Origin of the sequence: Halanaerobium saccharolyticum subsp. saccharolyticum DSM 6643 (assembly GCF_000350165.1) — a bacterium.
GTDB classification, from domain to species: Bacteria; Bacillota; Halanaerobiia; order Halanaerobiales; family Halanaerobiaceae; genus Halanaerobium; species Halanaerobium saccharolyticum.
Genome location: NZ_CAUI01000021.1, coordinates 344,043 through 360,051, shown reverse-complemented (window position 1 = coordinate 360,051; position 16,009 = coordinate 344,043). Strand labels below are relative to the sequence as shown.

At 32.5% G+C, this 16,009-nt stretch carries 13 protein-coding genes and 1 rRNA gene; all 14 read right to left on the bottom strand.

Features of this window, described 5'->3' with window-relative positions; translation table 11 throughout:
• Positions 1–152: ribosomal RNA gene (locus HSACCH_RS10135) — 16S ribosomal RNA — on the bottom strand; the annotation flags it as partial.
• Positions 153–1,001: 849 nt separating this feature from the next.
• The gene (locus tag HSACCH_RS10130) at positions 1,002–2,129 is read right to left on the bottom strand and encodes a D-alanyl-D-alanine carboxypeptidase family protein (RefSeq protein WP_005489644.1); all 1,128 of its coding nucleotides are present in this window, start codon (positions 2,127–2,129) and stop codon (positions 1,002–1,004) included.
• 21 nt (positions 2,130–2,150) lie between these two features.
• Positions 2,151–2,996, bottom strand: a complete 846-nt coding sequence (mazG, locus tag HSACCH_RS10125) for a nucleoside triphosphate pyrophosphohydrolase (protein WP_005489643.1) — start codon at positions 2,994–2,996, stop codon at positions 2,151–2,153.
• Between the two features lie 67 nt (positions 2,997–3,063).
• Complete coding sequence (locus HSACCH_RS10120) at positions 3,064–4,695, bottom strand: putative polysaccharide biosynthesis protein (protein ID WP_005489642.1); 1,632 nt, start codon at positions 4,693–4,695, stop codon at positions 3,064–3,066.
• 54 nt (positions 4,696–4,749) lie between these two features.
• Positions 4,750–8,232: a transcription-repair coupling factor gene (gene mfd, locus HSACCH_RS10115; RefSeq protein WP_005489641.1), complete on the bottom strand. Its 3,483-nt coding sequence runs from the start codon at positions 8,230–8,232 to the stop codon at positions 4,750–4,752.
• 128 nt (positions 8,233–8,360) lie between these two features.
• A complete protein-coding gene (gene pth, locus HSACCH_RS10110; protein ID WP_005489640.1) occupies positions 8,361–8,918 on the bottom strand; it encodes an aminoacyl-tRNA hydrolase in 558 nt (185 codons plus the stop codon).
• A 66-nt stretch (positions 8,919–8,984) separates the two neighbouring features.
• Complete coding sequence (locus HSACCH_RS10105) at positions 8,985–9,659, bottom strand: 50S ribosomal protein L25/general stress protein Ctc (RefSeq protein ID WP_005489639.1); 675 nt, start codon at positions 9,657–9,659, stop codon at positions 8,985–8,987.
• Between the two features lie 136 nt (positions 9,660–9,795).
• A complete protein-coding gene (locus HSACCH_RS10100) occupies positions 9,796–10,737 on the bottom strand; it encodes a ribose-phosphate diphosphokinase (RefSeq protein ID WP_040477425.1) in 942 nt (313 codons plus the stop codon).
• 33 nt (positions 10,738–10,770) lie between these two features.
• Positions 10,771–12,141, bottom strand: coding sequence for a bifunctional UDP-N-acetylglucosamine diphosphorylase/glucosamine-1-phosphate N-acetyltransferase GlmU (gene glmU / locus HSACCH_RS10095; RefSeq protein WP_005489637.1), 1,371 nt, complete (start codon positions 12,139–12,141; stop codon positions 10,771–10,773).
• Positions 12,142–12,344: 203 nt separating this feature from the next.
• The gene (locus HSACCH_RS10090; protein ID WP_005489635.1) at positions 12,345–12,611 is read right to left on the bottom strand and encodes a SpoVG family protein; all 267 of its coding nucleotides are present in this window, start codon (positions 12,609–12,611) and stop codon (positions 12,345–12,347) included.
• Positions 12,612–12,670: 59 nt separating this feature from the next.
• Positions 12,671–13,681, bottom strand: coding sequence for an AIR synthase family protein (locus HSACCH_RS10085; protein WP_235044014.1), 1,011 nt, complete (start codon positions 13,679–13,681; stop codon positions 12,671–12,673).
• Positions 13,678–14,214: an ECF transporter S component gene (locus tag HSACCH_RS10080; RefSeq protein ID WP_005489632.1), complete on the bottom strand. Its 537-nt coding sequence runs from the start codon at positions 14,212–14,214 to the stop codon at positions 13,678–13,680. The genes HSACCH_RS10085 and HSACCH_RS10080 overlap by 4 nt, the downstream gene beginning before the upstream one ends.
• A gap of 23 nt (positions 14,215–14,237) precedes the next feature.
• Positions 14,238–15,569: a type I glutamate--ammonia ligase gene (gene glnA / locus HSACCH_RS10075; protein ID WP_005489631.1), complete on the bottom strand. Its 1,332-nt coding sequence runs from the start codon at positions 15,567–15,569 to the stop codon at positions 14,238–14,240.
• Positions 15,570–15,956 carry a MerR family transcriptional regulator gene (locus HSACCH_RS10070; RefSeq protein ID WP_005489629.1) on the bottom strand — a complete coding sequence of 129 codons (387 nt, stop codon included), beginning with the start codon at positions 15,954–15,956 and terminating at the stop codon, positions 15,570–15,572. It abuts the gene before it with no gap.
• Positions 15,957–16,009 lie beyond the last annotated feature (53 nt).

The following is a 16,009-nucleotide window of genomic DNA, read 5'->3' as shown; positions in this document are numbered from 1 at the left end:
GAGGACAGATTATTCACGTGTTACTCACCCGTCCGCCACTATCTAGATCTCGTCGTCAACCCGAAGGTTTCAGTCGAGGTAGACCGTTCGACTTGCATGTGTTAAGCACGCCGCCAGCGTTCGTCCTGAGCCAGGATCAAACTCTCCATATAAAGAATTTGAATTTGACTCATATTATTTAATATAAGCTTTAAACTATAATTACTTTTAAGTTTTAACACTCAAAGTATATTAACGTTGGCTTGCTGTTTAATTTTCAAGGTTCAACGCACCTTCTTCCATAAACAAAATGGATGGTGCCTTGCTAAGGGATTGACCCCTTCGCCCAAAATCTCTTTTATAGAACAAATTGATATTTTCGGACTTGCCCATTGAGGGCGGCGCCGATATTATATTTATTCATATTTAGAGATAATGTTTTCTTCTATATTTTCTGCCGCGTTTTTTATCAGCGACATTTAATATCTTATCAACTCTGCCACACTTTGTCAAGAACTTTTTAGAAAAACTTTTTTAGAATATTTTTCTTGATTTTCAAAACTTTATTTTCTCTTATATATAAAGAAGAGAAATATTTAAGCTTTAAAATTTAGCTCTTTTATAATCTCTATTTGAGCTTATTTTTGATCTCAAATTTTAGGAGATTATTTGTGCGACGTCTATTATCTTATCAAGCTCTTTTTGCTTTGTCAAGAACTTTTTAAAATAATTTTTGTCGGCCAAAAAAATATTATTAATTACTTTTCAGCGACATACATTATCTTAACATCAAATTGTCCATTTGTCAAGAATAAAAGAGATTTTTTTAGTGATAATTTGCAATCAGAAATTAAATATTACTGCAACATTTAATATAGTAACATTTAAATTATATGCTGTCAAGAACTTTTTAAATTAACAATCAAAATAAAAACACCCCACTTAAATTACAGTGGAGTGCTTTTGTTATTTTAGTTATGTTTTAATCTAATTATAACAAATAAAAGTTAAAAATCATTTACTTAATTAAAAATTTTTCTCCACATTCTTGTTATAATATTAGCACGCTCAATATCTTTAGCTGCTACTACATCTACTTTAGAAATTACTTTCTCACCATTATATACAGTTAATTCTCCTAATACTCCACCTTTTTCAATTGGAGCAGTTAAAGAATCTTTAACTTTAACTTCTTGTGAGATTTCTTTTTCACGACCTTTTTGAACCATCACATATAAATCGTTTGCTATTTCACCTACTGCAACTTGATCTGCTGATTCAACTATAGGTATATTTTGAATTTGATCACCCTTAGCTGCTATTTTTCGTTTAGAAAATGCATTAAATCCATAATCTAAGAGTCTCGTTGTTGCTTCTTCTCTTTCTGTAAGAGTTTCGCCTTGTAAAACAACTGATATTAAGCGAGTATCACCTTTTTTAGCAGTGGAAGCTAAGCAAAAACCTGCTTCTTGAGTGTGACCAGTTTTCAAGCCATCCATACTTGGATATTTATTAATCAGACTATTTGTATTTACAAGCATAGCTTTACGATTAGGAAGTTGAATAGTTTCAGTCCAAATAGATGCCCACTCTAAAACCTTTGGATACTTAGACAATTCCCTTGCCATAATAGAAATATCTCTTGCTGTAGAATAATGATTGGAATCCGGAAGTCCGGTAGAGTTAGAAAAATTAGTAGAGTCCATCCCTAATTCTTTGGCTTTATCATTCATCATAGCAATAAAATTACTATATGTACCAGCAATATATTCAGCCATTGCCACACTAGCATCATTTCCTGAAGCAATTGTTATTGCTTTAAGCAGCTTTTCTAGTTCAACTTGAGTATTAGCAGCTAAATAAATCTGAGAACCTCCCATTGACTGAGCATATCTACTAATAGTTACTTTATCATCTAATGAAATACTACCTGCTTCTAGTTTTTCCATTGCAATCAAAAGTGGCATTATCTTAGTAACACTGGCAGGGGGCAATTCTCTATCAGCATTTTTTTCAAATAAAACCTGACCTGTTTCTGCTTCTAATAATATAGCCGAATCTGTTGCTACATCGAAGGCTAGAACTGGTGATACTATTACTAAACTAAATAAGATACTAATTATGGAAATAGTAATAAACTTTTTTTTCATTTTATTAATCCTCCTATAAATCTACTCTTCATTTTTAGCTTGATTCCAAAATTCATCTAATTCTTCTAGATTATAATCTCCAAAACCATTTTCATTCCTTCTGATTTTTTCTTCAATAAATTTGAAACGATTTTTAAACTTTAATATTGTTTTCAATAATGCCAATTCTGGATTTATATTATTAAAACGAGAGAAATTAACAACAGCAAAAAGCAAATCGCCAATTTCAGATTCCAATTTATTTTTTTTACTCTTTGTCAAACGTTCTTTGTTAAGACTAATATTATCAGGAGTTGCAGCGATAATTTCTTTGCATTCAGACAATTCTTCTTCAATCTTATCTAAAACAGGCTTTAAATTATCCCAGTCAAAACCAACTTCTGCTGCAATTTTTTGAATATCATAAGCTTGATTCAAAGCACTCTGTCCCTGATTAAATTTATCAAGTAGCGAAATAACTTGATTTTTATTTGCTTTTTCTTCTTCTTTTATTTTTTCCCAATTTCGTAATACTTCATCTGATCCCGCAACTTCTGCTTCAGCAAAAACATGGGGGTGCCTCCTAATCAACTTTTTTCTCAATACTCTGGCAACATCACCTAAATCAAAATCATCTTTCTCATAAGCCATTTGAGATTCAAATACAACCTGTAACAAAAGATCTCCTAGTTCTTCTTTAAAAGCAGGAATATCATTTTTTTCTAAGGCCTCTACTACCTCATAAGCCTCTTCTATTATATTCTCCTTTATTGAATAATAATCCTGCTTTTTATCCCAGGGACAACCATTAGGACCTCTAAGTACTGCCATGACTTTTATTAGTTGATCTAACTCTTTTAGAATTGATTTTCGCTTTTTGGAATCCAAAGTCTTTCCTCCTCAAATAATTTCAATTACAACAAATAAAGCATATCATATAATTATTAAAATAATATTAATCATTTAAAAAACCCATTTTTTTTAATAAGTCAGCCAGTTTAACTCCAACAACAGGTATCATAGACAAGTCATTATATTTTATCTCATTAAATAAAAGTAATGTAACAAAATAAAATACAGCAGCGGCAGCCACAGTAGTGAAAGTAGTTATCTGATATGCAAAATAAACATTATTTCTTCCCAAAAAACTAAATAAAAAATTATAAAATATTTTAACAAAAAACCCCATTAAAATAACTGAAACAAAAGGTTTTAAAATCATTGTCTTGACATCGATAATAAATCCACTTTCTTTTTTAACATAATATAAATTTAAGAAAGCTGCAACAGCAAAACCAATACTTGTTCCTAAAGCTGCACCTCTAATCCCAAAAGCTGGTAAAGCTGTTAATCTATAATTGATAAAAGCATTAAATACTGCTCCAATTAATAAATTGCGTGCAGGAATTGAAGTTTTCCCAATCCCATTTAAAATCCCAGTACTTGTCTGCTGCAGAGCAATAAAAAATACACCCCAAGAAACAAAACGAAGTGGAACAGCTGCCCCAGGCTCAGAAAAAATTATTTCTGTCAGCGGCTCGGCCAACAAAAAGAGTCCCGCCGAAGCTGGTAATGAAATCAAAACAGTTAATCTTAAAGCTGTCTGGGTGCGATAATTTATCAATTTTTCTTTGCCAAGAGTATATGCTTCAGCAATTGCCGGAACTAGACTCGCTGATAAAGAAACAGTTATAATTGTTGGAAAGTTAACCAGGGGCATCGCTACAGCAGCAAACATTCCGTATAATGCAGTTGCCTCTCTAACCATATAACCTGCTACCTGCAGGCGATTCGGAACAAAAACTAAATCAACCAAACTCATTAAAGGCATTACTAATGCACCAAGAGTAATTGGAACTCCCAATGATACTATTCTTTTAATCACATTTTTGGAACTTAATTCTATCGAGTCATGTCCCTCATCTAGAAAGCTAAATATTTTTTCTTTTCTTTTAGAATATATAATTAATAAAACTACTAAGCCTCCAAAAGCTCCACTTACTGCACCAAAACTGGCTCCGGCAGCTGCAAATTCTAAACCATAAGGAACTAAAAACACTACTAAACCGATCATAGTAATCATCCGAATAAATTGTTCTAAAATCTGAGATTTTGCAGTTGGAACCATATCCTGAAGTCCTTGAAAAAAACCTCTGTAAGAAGCCATTATTGAAACAACAAAAATTGCAGGTGAAATTGCTAGAACTGCATAATATGATCTTGGGTCAAGTGAGAGTAATGATATTAATGGTTTCGCTGATAAAGCCATAATAATCGATATTATTAAACCAACAACAAAACTCATTTTTCTAGCTACTTTAAAGATCTTATATGCTTCTTTTTTCTTGTCAGCTGCTATTTTATCTGCAATCAACTTAGCTAAAGCTACTGGGATACCCGATCTTGAAACGACCAATAAAATAGTATAAATTGGATAGGCCATTTGATAAAGACCCATTCCTTCAGCACCTATAATTCTGGTTAATATAACTCGATAGCCAAAACCCATTACTCTAGCTGCTAAACCAGCAGCTGTTAAAATAGCTGCTCCTTTAATAAAGCTGGCTTTTTTTGTGTTTTCTGACATTTTTTCCACCCTTTTAGTTCTTTCTGTTTAAGTTTCTGCTCAATATTGATTAATTTAAATATTTTTTAAATCTCTTAACATCTTCAATAATTGTTTATCAATATTTTCAGGATCATCAATTTTAATTATGATCTGTGGTTTTTTTGCAGACTTAATTTTTATTTTTTTTCTATACTTCTGGCTAAATTCTACCAGCTTCTTCCCATCAACTACTTTAGAGTTAATGAATTGGCAGATTATTTTAGCGTCTTTTTCTTTAATCAACTCAATATTTAATTCAGAAGCTATAGATTTCAACCTACCTGCATTAATCAACCGCATTATTTCTACAGGGGGTTCTCCGAATCTATCAATCAATTCATCTATAGTATCTAAAGCATCATCTTCATTTTCAATAGATTTTATTTTTTTGTATATTTCAATCTTCCTAGCTTCATATTTAATATAGTTATCAGGTATATAAGCATCAAGATTAAGATCGATTTCTACTTTCAATTCCTTTTGATCAGATTTACCTTTAAGTTCTTCAATAGTTCCTTCTAATAACTTAGTATATAAAGAAAAACCAATTGCTGCAATATGTCCACTCTGTTCAGGACCTAATAAATTTCCAGCACCTCTAATTTCAAGATCACGCATTGCTATCTTAAAACCAGAACCTAGAGTAGAAAATTCCTTAATTGCTTCTAATCTTTTTTCTGCTACCTCAGGTAAAATCCTATCTCTTTCGTAAAGTAAATAAGCATAAGCGATTCTGTTTGTTCTACCAACTCTACCCCGTAATTGATAAAGTTGTGATAAACCCATTTTATCTGCATGATTAATTATAATTGTATTTACATTCGGTATATCAAGTCCTGTTTCAATTATTGTTGTACAAACTAAAATATCAAATTCATGATGATAAAAATCATACATTATTTTTTCTAAACGATTTTCATTCATTTGCCCATGAGCAACCGCTATTTTTGCTTCAGGCATTAATTTTTGGAGTTTGCCAGCTGTTTGTTCTATATCTTTTACTCTATTATGAACAAAATAGATTTGACCTTCTCTAGCTAATTCTCTTCTAATAGCACTAGAAATTAATTCTTTATTATATTCTTTAATAAAAGTTCGAATAGGATATCTATTTTCAGGTGGAGTTTCGATAAGACTCATATCTCTTACGCCAACCAAGGCCATATGCAAAGTTCTAGGTATTGGGGTAGCTGTTAAAGTTAATACATCTACGTTTCTTTTTAAATTTTTTAGTTTTTCTTTATGAGTAACCCCAAATCGCTGTTCCTCATCAATAATTAACAATCCTAAATCGTCAAAAATAACATCTTTAGATAATAAACGATGAGTTCCAATCAAAACATCTATTTCACCTTTAATTAATCTTTTTAAAGTTTTCCGCTGTTCGGCAGCAGTATTAAATCTACTAAGCATTCCTACTCTTACCGGAAATTCTTCAATTCGTTCAGAAAAAGTATTGTAATGTTGTTGAGCTAAAATAGTAGTTGGAACCAAAACTGCAGTTTGCTTGCTATCTAGTGCGGCTTTGAAAGCAGCTCGAATAGCAACTTCAGTTTTACCATAACCAACATCCCCACACAATAATCGATCCATCGGCTTTTTAGATTCCATATCAGATTTAACAGCTTCAATGGCCTTTTTTTGATCTGGTGTTTCTTCAAAAGGAAATGCATCTTCAAATTCCTGCTGCCAAAGATCATCGTCTGAAAATTGGTATCCACTTAAAGTTTTTCTCTCTGCATATAGTTCTAATAATCCAACAGCCATTTCCTCTACTGATTTTTGTACCTTTTCCTTAACTCTTTTCCAATCGCTACTTCCTAATTTATATAACTTCGGCGACCCTGCATCAGAACCAATATATTTTTGAACAAGATCAATTTTTTCTGTAGGTACATAAAGTTTATCTTCACCTGCATATTTTAAAACAAGATAATCTTTATGTTGACCTTGAATCTCTAAAGTCTTAACTCCTAAGTATTTACCAATACCGTGATTTTCATGAACAACAAAATCTCCGGCTTTTAGATCATTAACATTAGAAATTTCAACTCCATCTTCAAAGTCACCGATTTTTCGTTTCTTTTTCTGTTCATTACCAAAAACTTCTTTATCACTAAATACAGCTAGTTTAATATCATCAAAAACAAAGCCTTCTGCTAAACTATCAGGGAATATAACAATTCTGCTTTCTTCAAAATTATCACCAACAACCAGGTTTTTATCTTCTAAAAACATTTTCAACCTTCTTTTTTTGCTGGCGGAATTTAAAGTAATCGCAATCCGATATTTTTTATTTAATAATTCCATTAACTTTTCACTAAACAGTTCTAGCTGGCCATGAAAAGGCTCAAGAGAAGACGTATTAAAATGAATATCATTTTCAATAACTTTATTATCTTCAAACTCAGAATTAATATCTACAACACGATTTTTGGTGATTTCTTCGATGAACTCAGATTCTGTAATAAAATTATCCAAATATTCCGGAAAAACTATTCCCTGTTCTAGAAGTCTAGTGTGGGTTTCTAAAATTTCTTGATAATAATCATGGGTCAGTTGTTCCATCTTATTAGGTCTTACAGCAAAAATTATACTTTCCTCTAGATAATCGAAAAAATTTGCTGTTTCCTCATAATAAAATGGTAAAAATTGCTCAAATCCCGGAAAACGATGCTGCTGCTCTAAATTTTCTAACATTTTTTTCGCTTTTTCTTTTAAATATGCCGCTTCTTCTTGATGTTTATTTATCTCAAGTTTTGCAGCAGCTTTAGAATATGCTGCTTCTAATTTAGGATAAGCTCTATTAACTACTTGATCATTAATAACTAAATTTGCAAAAGGAGGAATGGTAATCTGATTTACCTGCATTTTTGAACGCTGAGCAGTTAAATCAATTTTACGTATTGAATCAACTTCATCTCCAAACAACTCAATTCTAAATGGCTGTTCATCTAGAAGTGTAAAAACATCAATAATTCCTCCGCGAATACTGTATTGGCCTGGAGCTTCTACCATTTCTTCTCTTTTATAACCAAGAGCAAAAAGCTTCTGTTTAATTTCTGAAATAGCAATTTCCATTCCATTTTCAATATTTATGCTGCTATTTTTATAAATATCTTTAGGCGGTAATTTTTTAAAAACTGCAGCTGGTGTAGTCAAAATTATCTTCTTTTTTTGATCAATTGAAAAGATAAGTTCTGTTAACACCTTAGTTCTTTCACTCATAGTAGTTAAATCAGGCATTAATTGTTCATGAGGTAGTATTTCTTCTTCTGGAAATACTAAAAATTCATTTTTGCCAATTAAACGAATTAAATCTTCCTGCATCTGCTGTAAATAATAATTATCAGGCAAAAAGAATATTATATCTTTATCCGTTTTCTTTAAAAAGTTAACTGCAAAGTAGGAAATCCTACTACCACTTAAACCACTAATTGATTGAGCTGAAGCATTGATATTTTTCGCAATTTTTTTAAATTTTTGATTTTCTAATAATAAATCTTTAAAATTCATCTAAATACTGCTCCTTAAAGCTTAATATAAATATTTCCATTTTTAAAAATAAATAGCTTAATCAAATTATTCAAACTTTAATTCTTAAGAAATGGCAAAATAGCCCCTACACAAAATGTACGGGCCTGTTATCCATTATATTTATTCATCGCTTTCATAATATTTTCTTTTAACATTAATTCAACTGCAGAAGCAGCTTCTTTAACAACTCTTTCTGAAATTTCTTTTTCTTCTTCCCGAAAAGTCGTTAAAACAAAATCGGGAACAGGTATATTTTCTGGTGGTCTATCAATTCCAATCTTTAATCTTTTGAAATTATCTGTACCAAGATTATTTATAATAGACTTAATTCCATTATGGCCCCCACTACCTCCATTTTGTTTGAATCTCATCTTTCCTAATTCAAGATCCAAATCATCATGAATAACCAGCAGGTCTTCTGCCTCCATTTTGAAATAGTCAAGCACTTTATAAATTGGTTGACCACTTTTATTCATATATTTCATTGGCTGAAAAATTATGATCTTTTCCCCACCGAAGAAAAAATCACCAATAAGACCATCAAATTTATAACTGCTGTTAATTTTAAATCGTTCTGACAACTCTGAAATAACCATAAAACCAATATTATGTCTGGTATAAGCATATTTTTCGCCTGGATTACCAAGACCAGCAATTATTTTCAAAATTTAAACCTCCATTAATAAATTGAAGCGCAGCCGCTCAGGCCGCGCTCAATATCTTTACTATAATTATTCCCAAGGTTCTGGTTCGTCTTCCCCTTCGGTTTCTTCGCCTTCTTCTTCGTCCTCTTCGCCTATTACTTCTGGCTCTAAGAATTCTTCTTCTTCCTCTTCCTCGTCTTCTTCGACAAGTTCAGTAGGTGTAACAACTGTTACAATAACTTCATCACTATCTGTTACCAAATCAATAGTTTCAGGAAGCTCAAGATCAGCTACAGATAAAGATTCACCAACTTCTAATTCTGAAATATCAATTGTAATCTCTTCTGGAATTTCAGAAGGTAGTACATCAATATCAATTTCACGTAAAAGCTGCTGTAATACTCCGCCATCATGAACACCAACTGCTTCTCCTTCTAATCTCATTGGCACAGAAACAGTAATCTTCTCATCCATAGAAATAAATTGGAAATCGACGTGAAGTAAGTTCTGTTTAATAACATCTTTCTGATAATCCTTAATAATTACAGTTGATTCTTCTCCATCTTCTCCGACAAAAGTCAGATCAAAGATAGCATTAGATTGGAGAAGTTTTTCAATATCCAGTGGATCTACCTTAATAGACCTTGGTTCATTTCCTCTTCCATAAACAACACCAGGGATAAGTCCGCTTCTTCTTATTCTGCGGGCTGCACCCTTTCCAGTTTCAGTCCTTAGTTCAGCTTCAATAGAATGTCTCTCCATGACTATCCTCTCCTTGCATAAATTAAATTTTAAGCCAGATCAACTCATAATACTGGCAGGTCTGCGATAAATAAGACATAACAAATTTTATTATAACATCAAAGCCCATTTTGGGCAAGTGTTTTAGAAAAATTAATTAAAATAATACACTAACAGATAAATCTTTGAAAATTCTATCAATGGCTTCTCCTACAAGAGGCGCAACAGAAAGTACTTCCAGATTATCAAGATCATGTTCTTTTTGAGCAATAGTATTAGTAACAATTATTTTGCTAATCGGTGCTTTTTTTAGACGTTCTATTGCAGGACCTGAAAATAAAGCATGAGTTCCACATGCATAAACATCTTTCGCTCCTTTTTCTTTAAGTACTTTAGCAGCGGCAGTAATTGTTCCTGCAGTATCAATTATATCATCTAACAATATAACATTTTTACCATCTACTTCTCCAATAACATTCATAACCTCTGCAACATTAGGCTTAGGTCTTCTTTTATCAATAATAGCCATTGGAATATCAAGACTTTCAGCAAAAGAACGTACTCTTTTTACAGAACCAACATCGGGAGCTACAGCAATCAAGTTAGATTGATCAATATTTTTAAAATAATCAACCATTATTGGTGCAGCATATAAATGATCAACAGGGATATCAAAAAACCCTTGTATCTGTGGTGCATGAAAATCAATTGATAAAACTCGACGCGCACCTGCTTCAGTAAGCAAGTTAGCAACTAACTTTGATGTTATAGGGTCTCTCGGACTTGCTTTCCGATCCTGACGGGCATAACCATAATAAGGAATTACTGCTGTAATTCTACGGGCTGATGCTCTTCTTAGTGCATCAATAATTATCAAAAGCTCCATTAAATTTTCATTAACAGGAGGTGAGGTTGGCTGTACCACAAAAACATCTGCCCCTCTAACAGTTTCATGTGTTCTAACCCCAATCTCCCCATCTTTAAATCTTGTTACATCAGCATTTATTAACTCTGTCCCCAGATAATCACATAAATCCTGTGCTAATTGAGGATGTGAGTTACCAGCAAATATTTTTAACTGTTCACTATAACTGGACATTTTTTGACCCCCTGGCTTATTTAATCTCATGGTTTAAGCATCCTTGCTTTTTGATTTATAAATTCGTGCGGGAACTCCCATTACAGTATCACCAGATTTTACATCTTTAGTTACAACCGAGCCAGCAGCTGTTTTAGCCCCATCTCCAATTTTTAAAGGCGCAATCAAAATCGAGTCACTTCCTATAAAAACATCTTTACCAATTGTAGTTCTAGATTTTTTTTCTCCATCATAGTTAGCAAAAATCGTTCCAGCCCCAATATTAGTTCGCTCTCCTATTTCAGCATCACCAGCATAACAAAGATGAGGTACTTTTGCTCCCGTTTTTACAGTAGTCTTTTTGAGTTCTACAAAATCTCCAATTTTACAGCTGTTTTCTACAGTTGAACCAGGCCGTAGATAGGCAAATGGCCCAATATTGGTATTTGACCCAACTGAGCTATCACGTATGATAGTATTTGAAAGAATTTCTACATTTTTTCCTATAACTGCATTTTCCAATTTGCAATTCGGATTAACAACTGTATTTTTAGATATTTTAGTTTTCCCTTCTAAATAATTGAAAGGATAAATTGTAACATCCTGCTCTATTTCTACTTCCTCATCTATAAAAGTGGTAGCTGGATCTATAATAGTAACCCCATTATTTAAATGCCGCTCAATAATTCTATTCCTTATTATTTTTTCAGCTTCTGCTTGCTGTTTCCTCGTATTTATACCTATTATTTCATTTGAATCTTCAACAAGATATGTACTTATTTTTTTATTTTTTTCAACAGCAAATTCAATAATGTCAGTTAAGTAATATTCTCCTTGAGAATTATTATTATCCATATTATTCAAGAAATCTTTTAATAGCTCACTATCAATGCAGTTCACTCCGCTATTGATTTCTTTGATTTTCTTAATCTCTGAATCTGCATCTTTTTCTTCTATAATCGCCGTTAAATCCCCTTGATTATTCTTCACAATTCTACCGTAACCTTCAGGATCATCAAAAAGGGCTGTCATTACTGTTAAATCAGAATCAGTTTTATTATGCTCTTGCACAAATTGGGCAATGCTTTCTTTTTTTAAAAGAGGGGTATCTCCGTAAAGAATTAAAACAGCACCATCATGTTTTTCGATATAATTTGCTGCTTGCTGTACAGCATGACCTGTACCCAGCTGTTCAGATTGAATTACATAATTCAAATCCCAATTATCTAAATCTTCTAATTCAGTCTGAACCTCCTCTTTCTGATGTCCAATTACATTAACAATTTTACTATTTAAACCATCTAAAGTATTCAAAACATGCTTTATTATTGCTTTACCTGCAACGGGATGTAAAACTTTTATTTTATCTGACTTCATTCTAGTTCCTTTACCAGCAGCCAGAATAATACTCAGTAGATCTGACATCTATAATATCCTCCTTAAAATTAGGAATAAAATTTGATATTATTAATAATTTATTAAAAGACATAAAAAATCCAATTTGACTCTTTAATCGCTTGAAGTATAACAGAGAAAATAAATTTTGTCAAGATTTGAATTCTTTTAATATAGAGATAACACTACTGCAGTAGTGTTATCTCTTAAAATTATTTGATCTATTTTGTAAATTAAGCACTTTCGAGTAAACCATTAAACTTTTCCAAAACTTCGTTTTCCATTAGATCTCTTAACTTAGCAGAAATTGGGAAACAGATATCTTGATAGTTCCCATTTCTTTTTCTTCTTGAAGGCATTGAAAGAAAAGTTCCATTTTTGCCTTCAATTACCCGCATTTCACGAATAACAAAAGCGTCATCAAAAGTCACCGTCGCATAAGCCCTGACCAAACTTCCATTAATATCGACTGGGAAAACTCTGACATCTGTAATTTTCATAAATGCACCACCTTTGGAATTTTTTGTTAATACCAGTATAATTCCAAATTTTGTAATTGTCAAGTGGTTTGTGTAACATTTTTGATGAACTTCCAAAGCTCATCTTCATCTGGTAAGGAAAATTCTTCCTTTTCTCCGTTTTTCTCAATATAGCTTCCATTTTCAATTAATCTTCCAACTTTAATCAATTCAATATTATTTTTAGAAAATACTGATTCTAAATCAATGTCTGGAGCTACAGCCATTAACATTGAGCCAGAAGAAATCAAACCTGCAGGATCAATATTTAATTTGTTACAAATATCTTTTACCTCAGCTTTTATTTTAAAGTTATCTGCTTCAATGACGTATCCAAGCCCAGAAGCTGCTGCCATTTCTTCGATTGCCCCATAAACTCCACCTTCAGTCACATCATGCATTGCCTTAACACCATTTTTCCTTGCTATTCTACTTTCGGGAATTACACTTAAAAGATCTAAATAGCCAGATGCTTTATCTATAGACTCTTGACTAACTCCTTTATCAATTAAATAATCTTGATAATCGTTAGCTAAAATATAGCTACCTTCTATACCGATACCTTTAGAGATGTATAAATCATCTCCAATCTCAGCTGCAGAACTAGAGGTTAGTTCCTCTTTTTTAGCTTTGCCAAGTGCTGTAACAGTAATCATTGGTTTTTGAATCAGATCAGTAATTTCTGTATGACCTCCTAAAACCTCAATCTCCATTGATTTTGCAGTCTCTACTATTTCATCCATCAGCAATTCTGCGTGTTCCTCACCTAAACTTGGAGGTAATAATAACACTACTTGAATTCCAAAAGGTTCAGCTCCAGCTGCAGCTATATCATTACAAGAAACATTAACTGCAATAAAACCAGCATTTTTTTCTGCTCCAGTTATAGGATCAGAGGAGACAACTAACAAATAATCACCTAAGTCAACTACCGCGCTGTCTTCTCCTACACCTGCTGGTACTATAACATCTGATCTGAAATGTTCAATTTTATCTAATATCACTTTCTTTAAATTATCGCCTGCTAGCTTACCAATCTCCAATAATATCACTTCCTAAAATAGTTATCTAGATGATGGGACAATGGAATTGCTAAAACTCCACCAATTAACATTTGAGCAAAATCAATTCCTATTTCTGGTAGTACAACAGCCCAACTCAACAAAAATCCTTTTGCTAATGCATAACCGAAAATCATAACATTCCCACCAACAATTATTGCAAATATTTTTCTGTCAAATTTTTTATCTTTATCTTGACTGGATATTTTACCAACCAACATACCTTCTAAACCTTTAATTACAAAAGTAAAAGGAGCCCAAATTGAGTAGCCTAGAATTATATCCATTAATGCTGAACCAACTCCACCTGCAATTCCACCAGCCTTAGCACCAAAAGTTAAGGCAATAGTATAAATTGCTACCTCACCCAAATTAAAATAGGAACTACTTGGACCAGGAATATGAAGATAAGTTGCCACAGCAGTAAATGCAATAAAGAGAGCCAAAAAAGATAATGATCTGGTATCAAGCTTACTCAATTTAATCTTTTTTAAATGTTCTTGAATATTTTCTCTACCGTCCATTATATGTATCCTCCCAATAAACCTTAATATGTACTTAAATACTGATCAATTTCCCAACTGTGTACTTGCTTTTTATAGACTGACCATTCAATTTTTTTTGCTTTAACAAGATGGTTAAAAATATGTTCTCCCAAAATATCTCTCATAAACTCACTCTTTTGAAAACATTTAAGAGCTTCTTCCATTGTTGCCGGAAGACTAGTAATTCCTCTGGATTTTCTTTCTTGATAACCCATTTCGTAAATATTATCTGTTGTTTGTTCTCCAGGATCAATTTTATTTTTAATTCCATCCAAACCTGCTCTAAGCATTACAGCAGTTGCAAGATATGGGTTAGCTGCTGGATCAGGGTTTCTTAATTCTAAACGAGTTCCATTACCTCTTGCAGAAGGCACACGTACTAGAGCACTTCTGTTTTGAGTAGACCATGAGATGTAAACAGGGGCTTCATAACCAGGTACTAACCGTTTATATGAATTAATTGTAGGATTCAAAATTGCTGTAGTTTCTTTAGCATGCTTTAATAATCCACCTATATAATAATATGCAATTTCACTTAAACCATGTTCATCTTCAGGATCATAAAAAGCATTTTGACCATCTTTATATAATGACTGATGAACATGCATTCCAGAACCACTTTCTCCATAAATAGGCTTCGGCATGAATGTGGCATGTAAATTATGCTGCATAGCTATAATTTTAGTAACAAATTTAAAAGTTGCAATGTTATCTGCTGTTCTTAACACTGGAGTATATTTGAAATCTATTTCATGTTGGCCTGGAGCTACTTCATGATGTGCTGCCTCTACTTCAAAACCCATCTTTTTAAGAGCTAATACAGTATCACGACGAGCTTCACCACCTAAATCAACAGGTGAAAGGTCAAAATAACCACCCTTATCATGAGTATTAGTTGTTGGATTCCCCTCTTTATCTTTTTCAAATAAGAAAAATTCTGGCTCAGGTCCAGCAAACATTTGATATCCCATTTCTTCAGCTTCAGCCATCGCCCTTTTTAATGTTCCTCTTGGGCAGCCAACAAAAGGTTCACCATTTGGTAAATAAATATCGCACATCATTCTAGCTGTACAACCACCACTGGTTTCCCATGGGAAAATTGCAAACGTGTTATAATCAGGTTTTAAATACATATCGGATTCATGGATACGAGTATACCCTTCAATAGATGAACCATCAAACATTATCTTGCCATCAAGTGCCTCTGGTAGCTGCTCAATTGTAATTGCAACATTTTTTATAATCCCTAAAATATCAACAAACTGAAGTCTGATAAATTCCACATTTTTTTCTTCAGCAATTTGTAAAATTTTCTCTCTACTAAATTTTTTCATTCATTCTTCCTCCTCTTTAAATCCTTTTTTATTACTCCGGGAAAGTTTTTTTATTAACTCAGAACGATTTGAAACAGGAAAAAGAGAATCGAGCTCAACATCTGAATAGTAATCATCTTGATCATCATAATCTAATTCAATTGTGGTTTCTTCCTCAAATTCAGGCACTTTCAACTTTGACTTTACTGTTTCTATGCTGTTACCCTCAGCTAGAAGAATTTTTATTTTTAGTAATCTCTTTATATCATTTTCAGAAAAAAGACGCTGATTACCCTTACTCCGGGCAGGAAAAATCAAGCTTTGTTGATCATAATAACGGATTTGTCTGGAACTTAATCCGGTTTTTTCTTTTGCCTCTTTCATTGTAATATTTTTTCCTATTTTCATCCTAATCACTTCTCCCAAAGTCTTAATAATTATTGCTGAAATTATAACACGAA

What these genes read in the sequence shown, in the direction of transcription:
- HSACCH_RS10130 (WP_005489644.1), bottom strand. Translation starts at nt 2,129, where the DNA reads ATGAAAAAAAAGTTTATTACTATTTCCATAATTAGTATCTTATTTAGT.
- mfd (WP_005489641.1), bottom strand. Translation starts at nt 8,232, where the DNA reads ATGAATTTTAAAGATTTATTATTAGAAAATCAAAAATTTAAAAAAATT.
- HSACCH_RS10080 (WP_005489632.1), bottom strand. Translation starts at nt 14,214, where the DNA reads ATGGACGGTAGAGAAAATATTCAAGAACATTTAAAAAAGATTAAATTG.
- HSACCH_RS10090 (WP_005489635.1), bottom strand. Translation starts at nt 12,611, where the DNA reads ATGAAAATTACAGATGTCAGAGTTTTCCCAGTCGATATTAATGGAAGT.
- HSACCH_RS10120 (WP_005489642.1), bottom strand. Translation starts at nt 4,695, where the DNA reads ATGTCAGAAAACACAAAAAAAGCCAGCTTTATTAAAGGAGCAGCTATT.
- HSACCH_RS10105 (WP_005489639.1), bottom strand. Translation starts at nt 9,659, where the DNA reads ATGGAGAGACATTCTATTGAAGCTGAACTAAGGACTGAAACTGGAAAG.
- glnA (WP_005489631.1), bottom strand. Translation starts at nt 15,569, where the DNA reads ATGAAAAAATTTAGTAGAGAGAAAATTTTACAAATTGCTGAAGAAAAA.
- glmU (WP_005489637.1), bottom strand. Translation starts at nt 12,141, where the DNA reads ATGTCAGATCTACTGAGTATTATTCTGGCTGCTGGTAAAGGAACTAGA.
- HSACCH_RS10070 (WP_005489629.1), bottom strand. Translation starts at nt 15,956, where the DNA reads ATGAAAATAGGAAAAAATATTACAATGAAAGAGGCAAAAGAAAAAACC.
- HSACCH_RS10100 (WP_040477425.1), bottom strand. Translation starts at nt 10,737, where the DNA reads ATGTCCAGTTATAGTGAACAGTTAAAAATATTTGCTGGTAACTCACAT.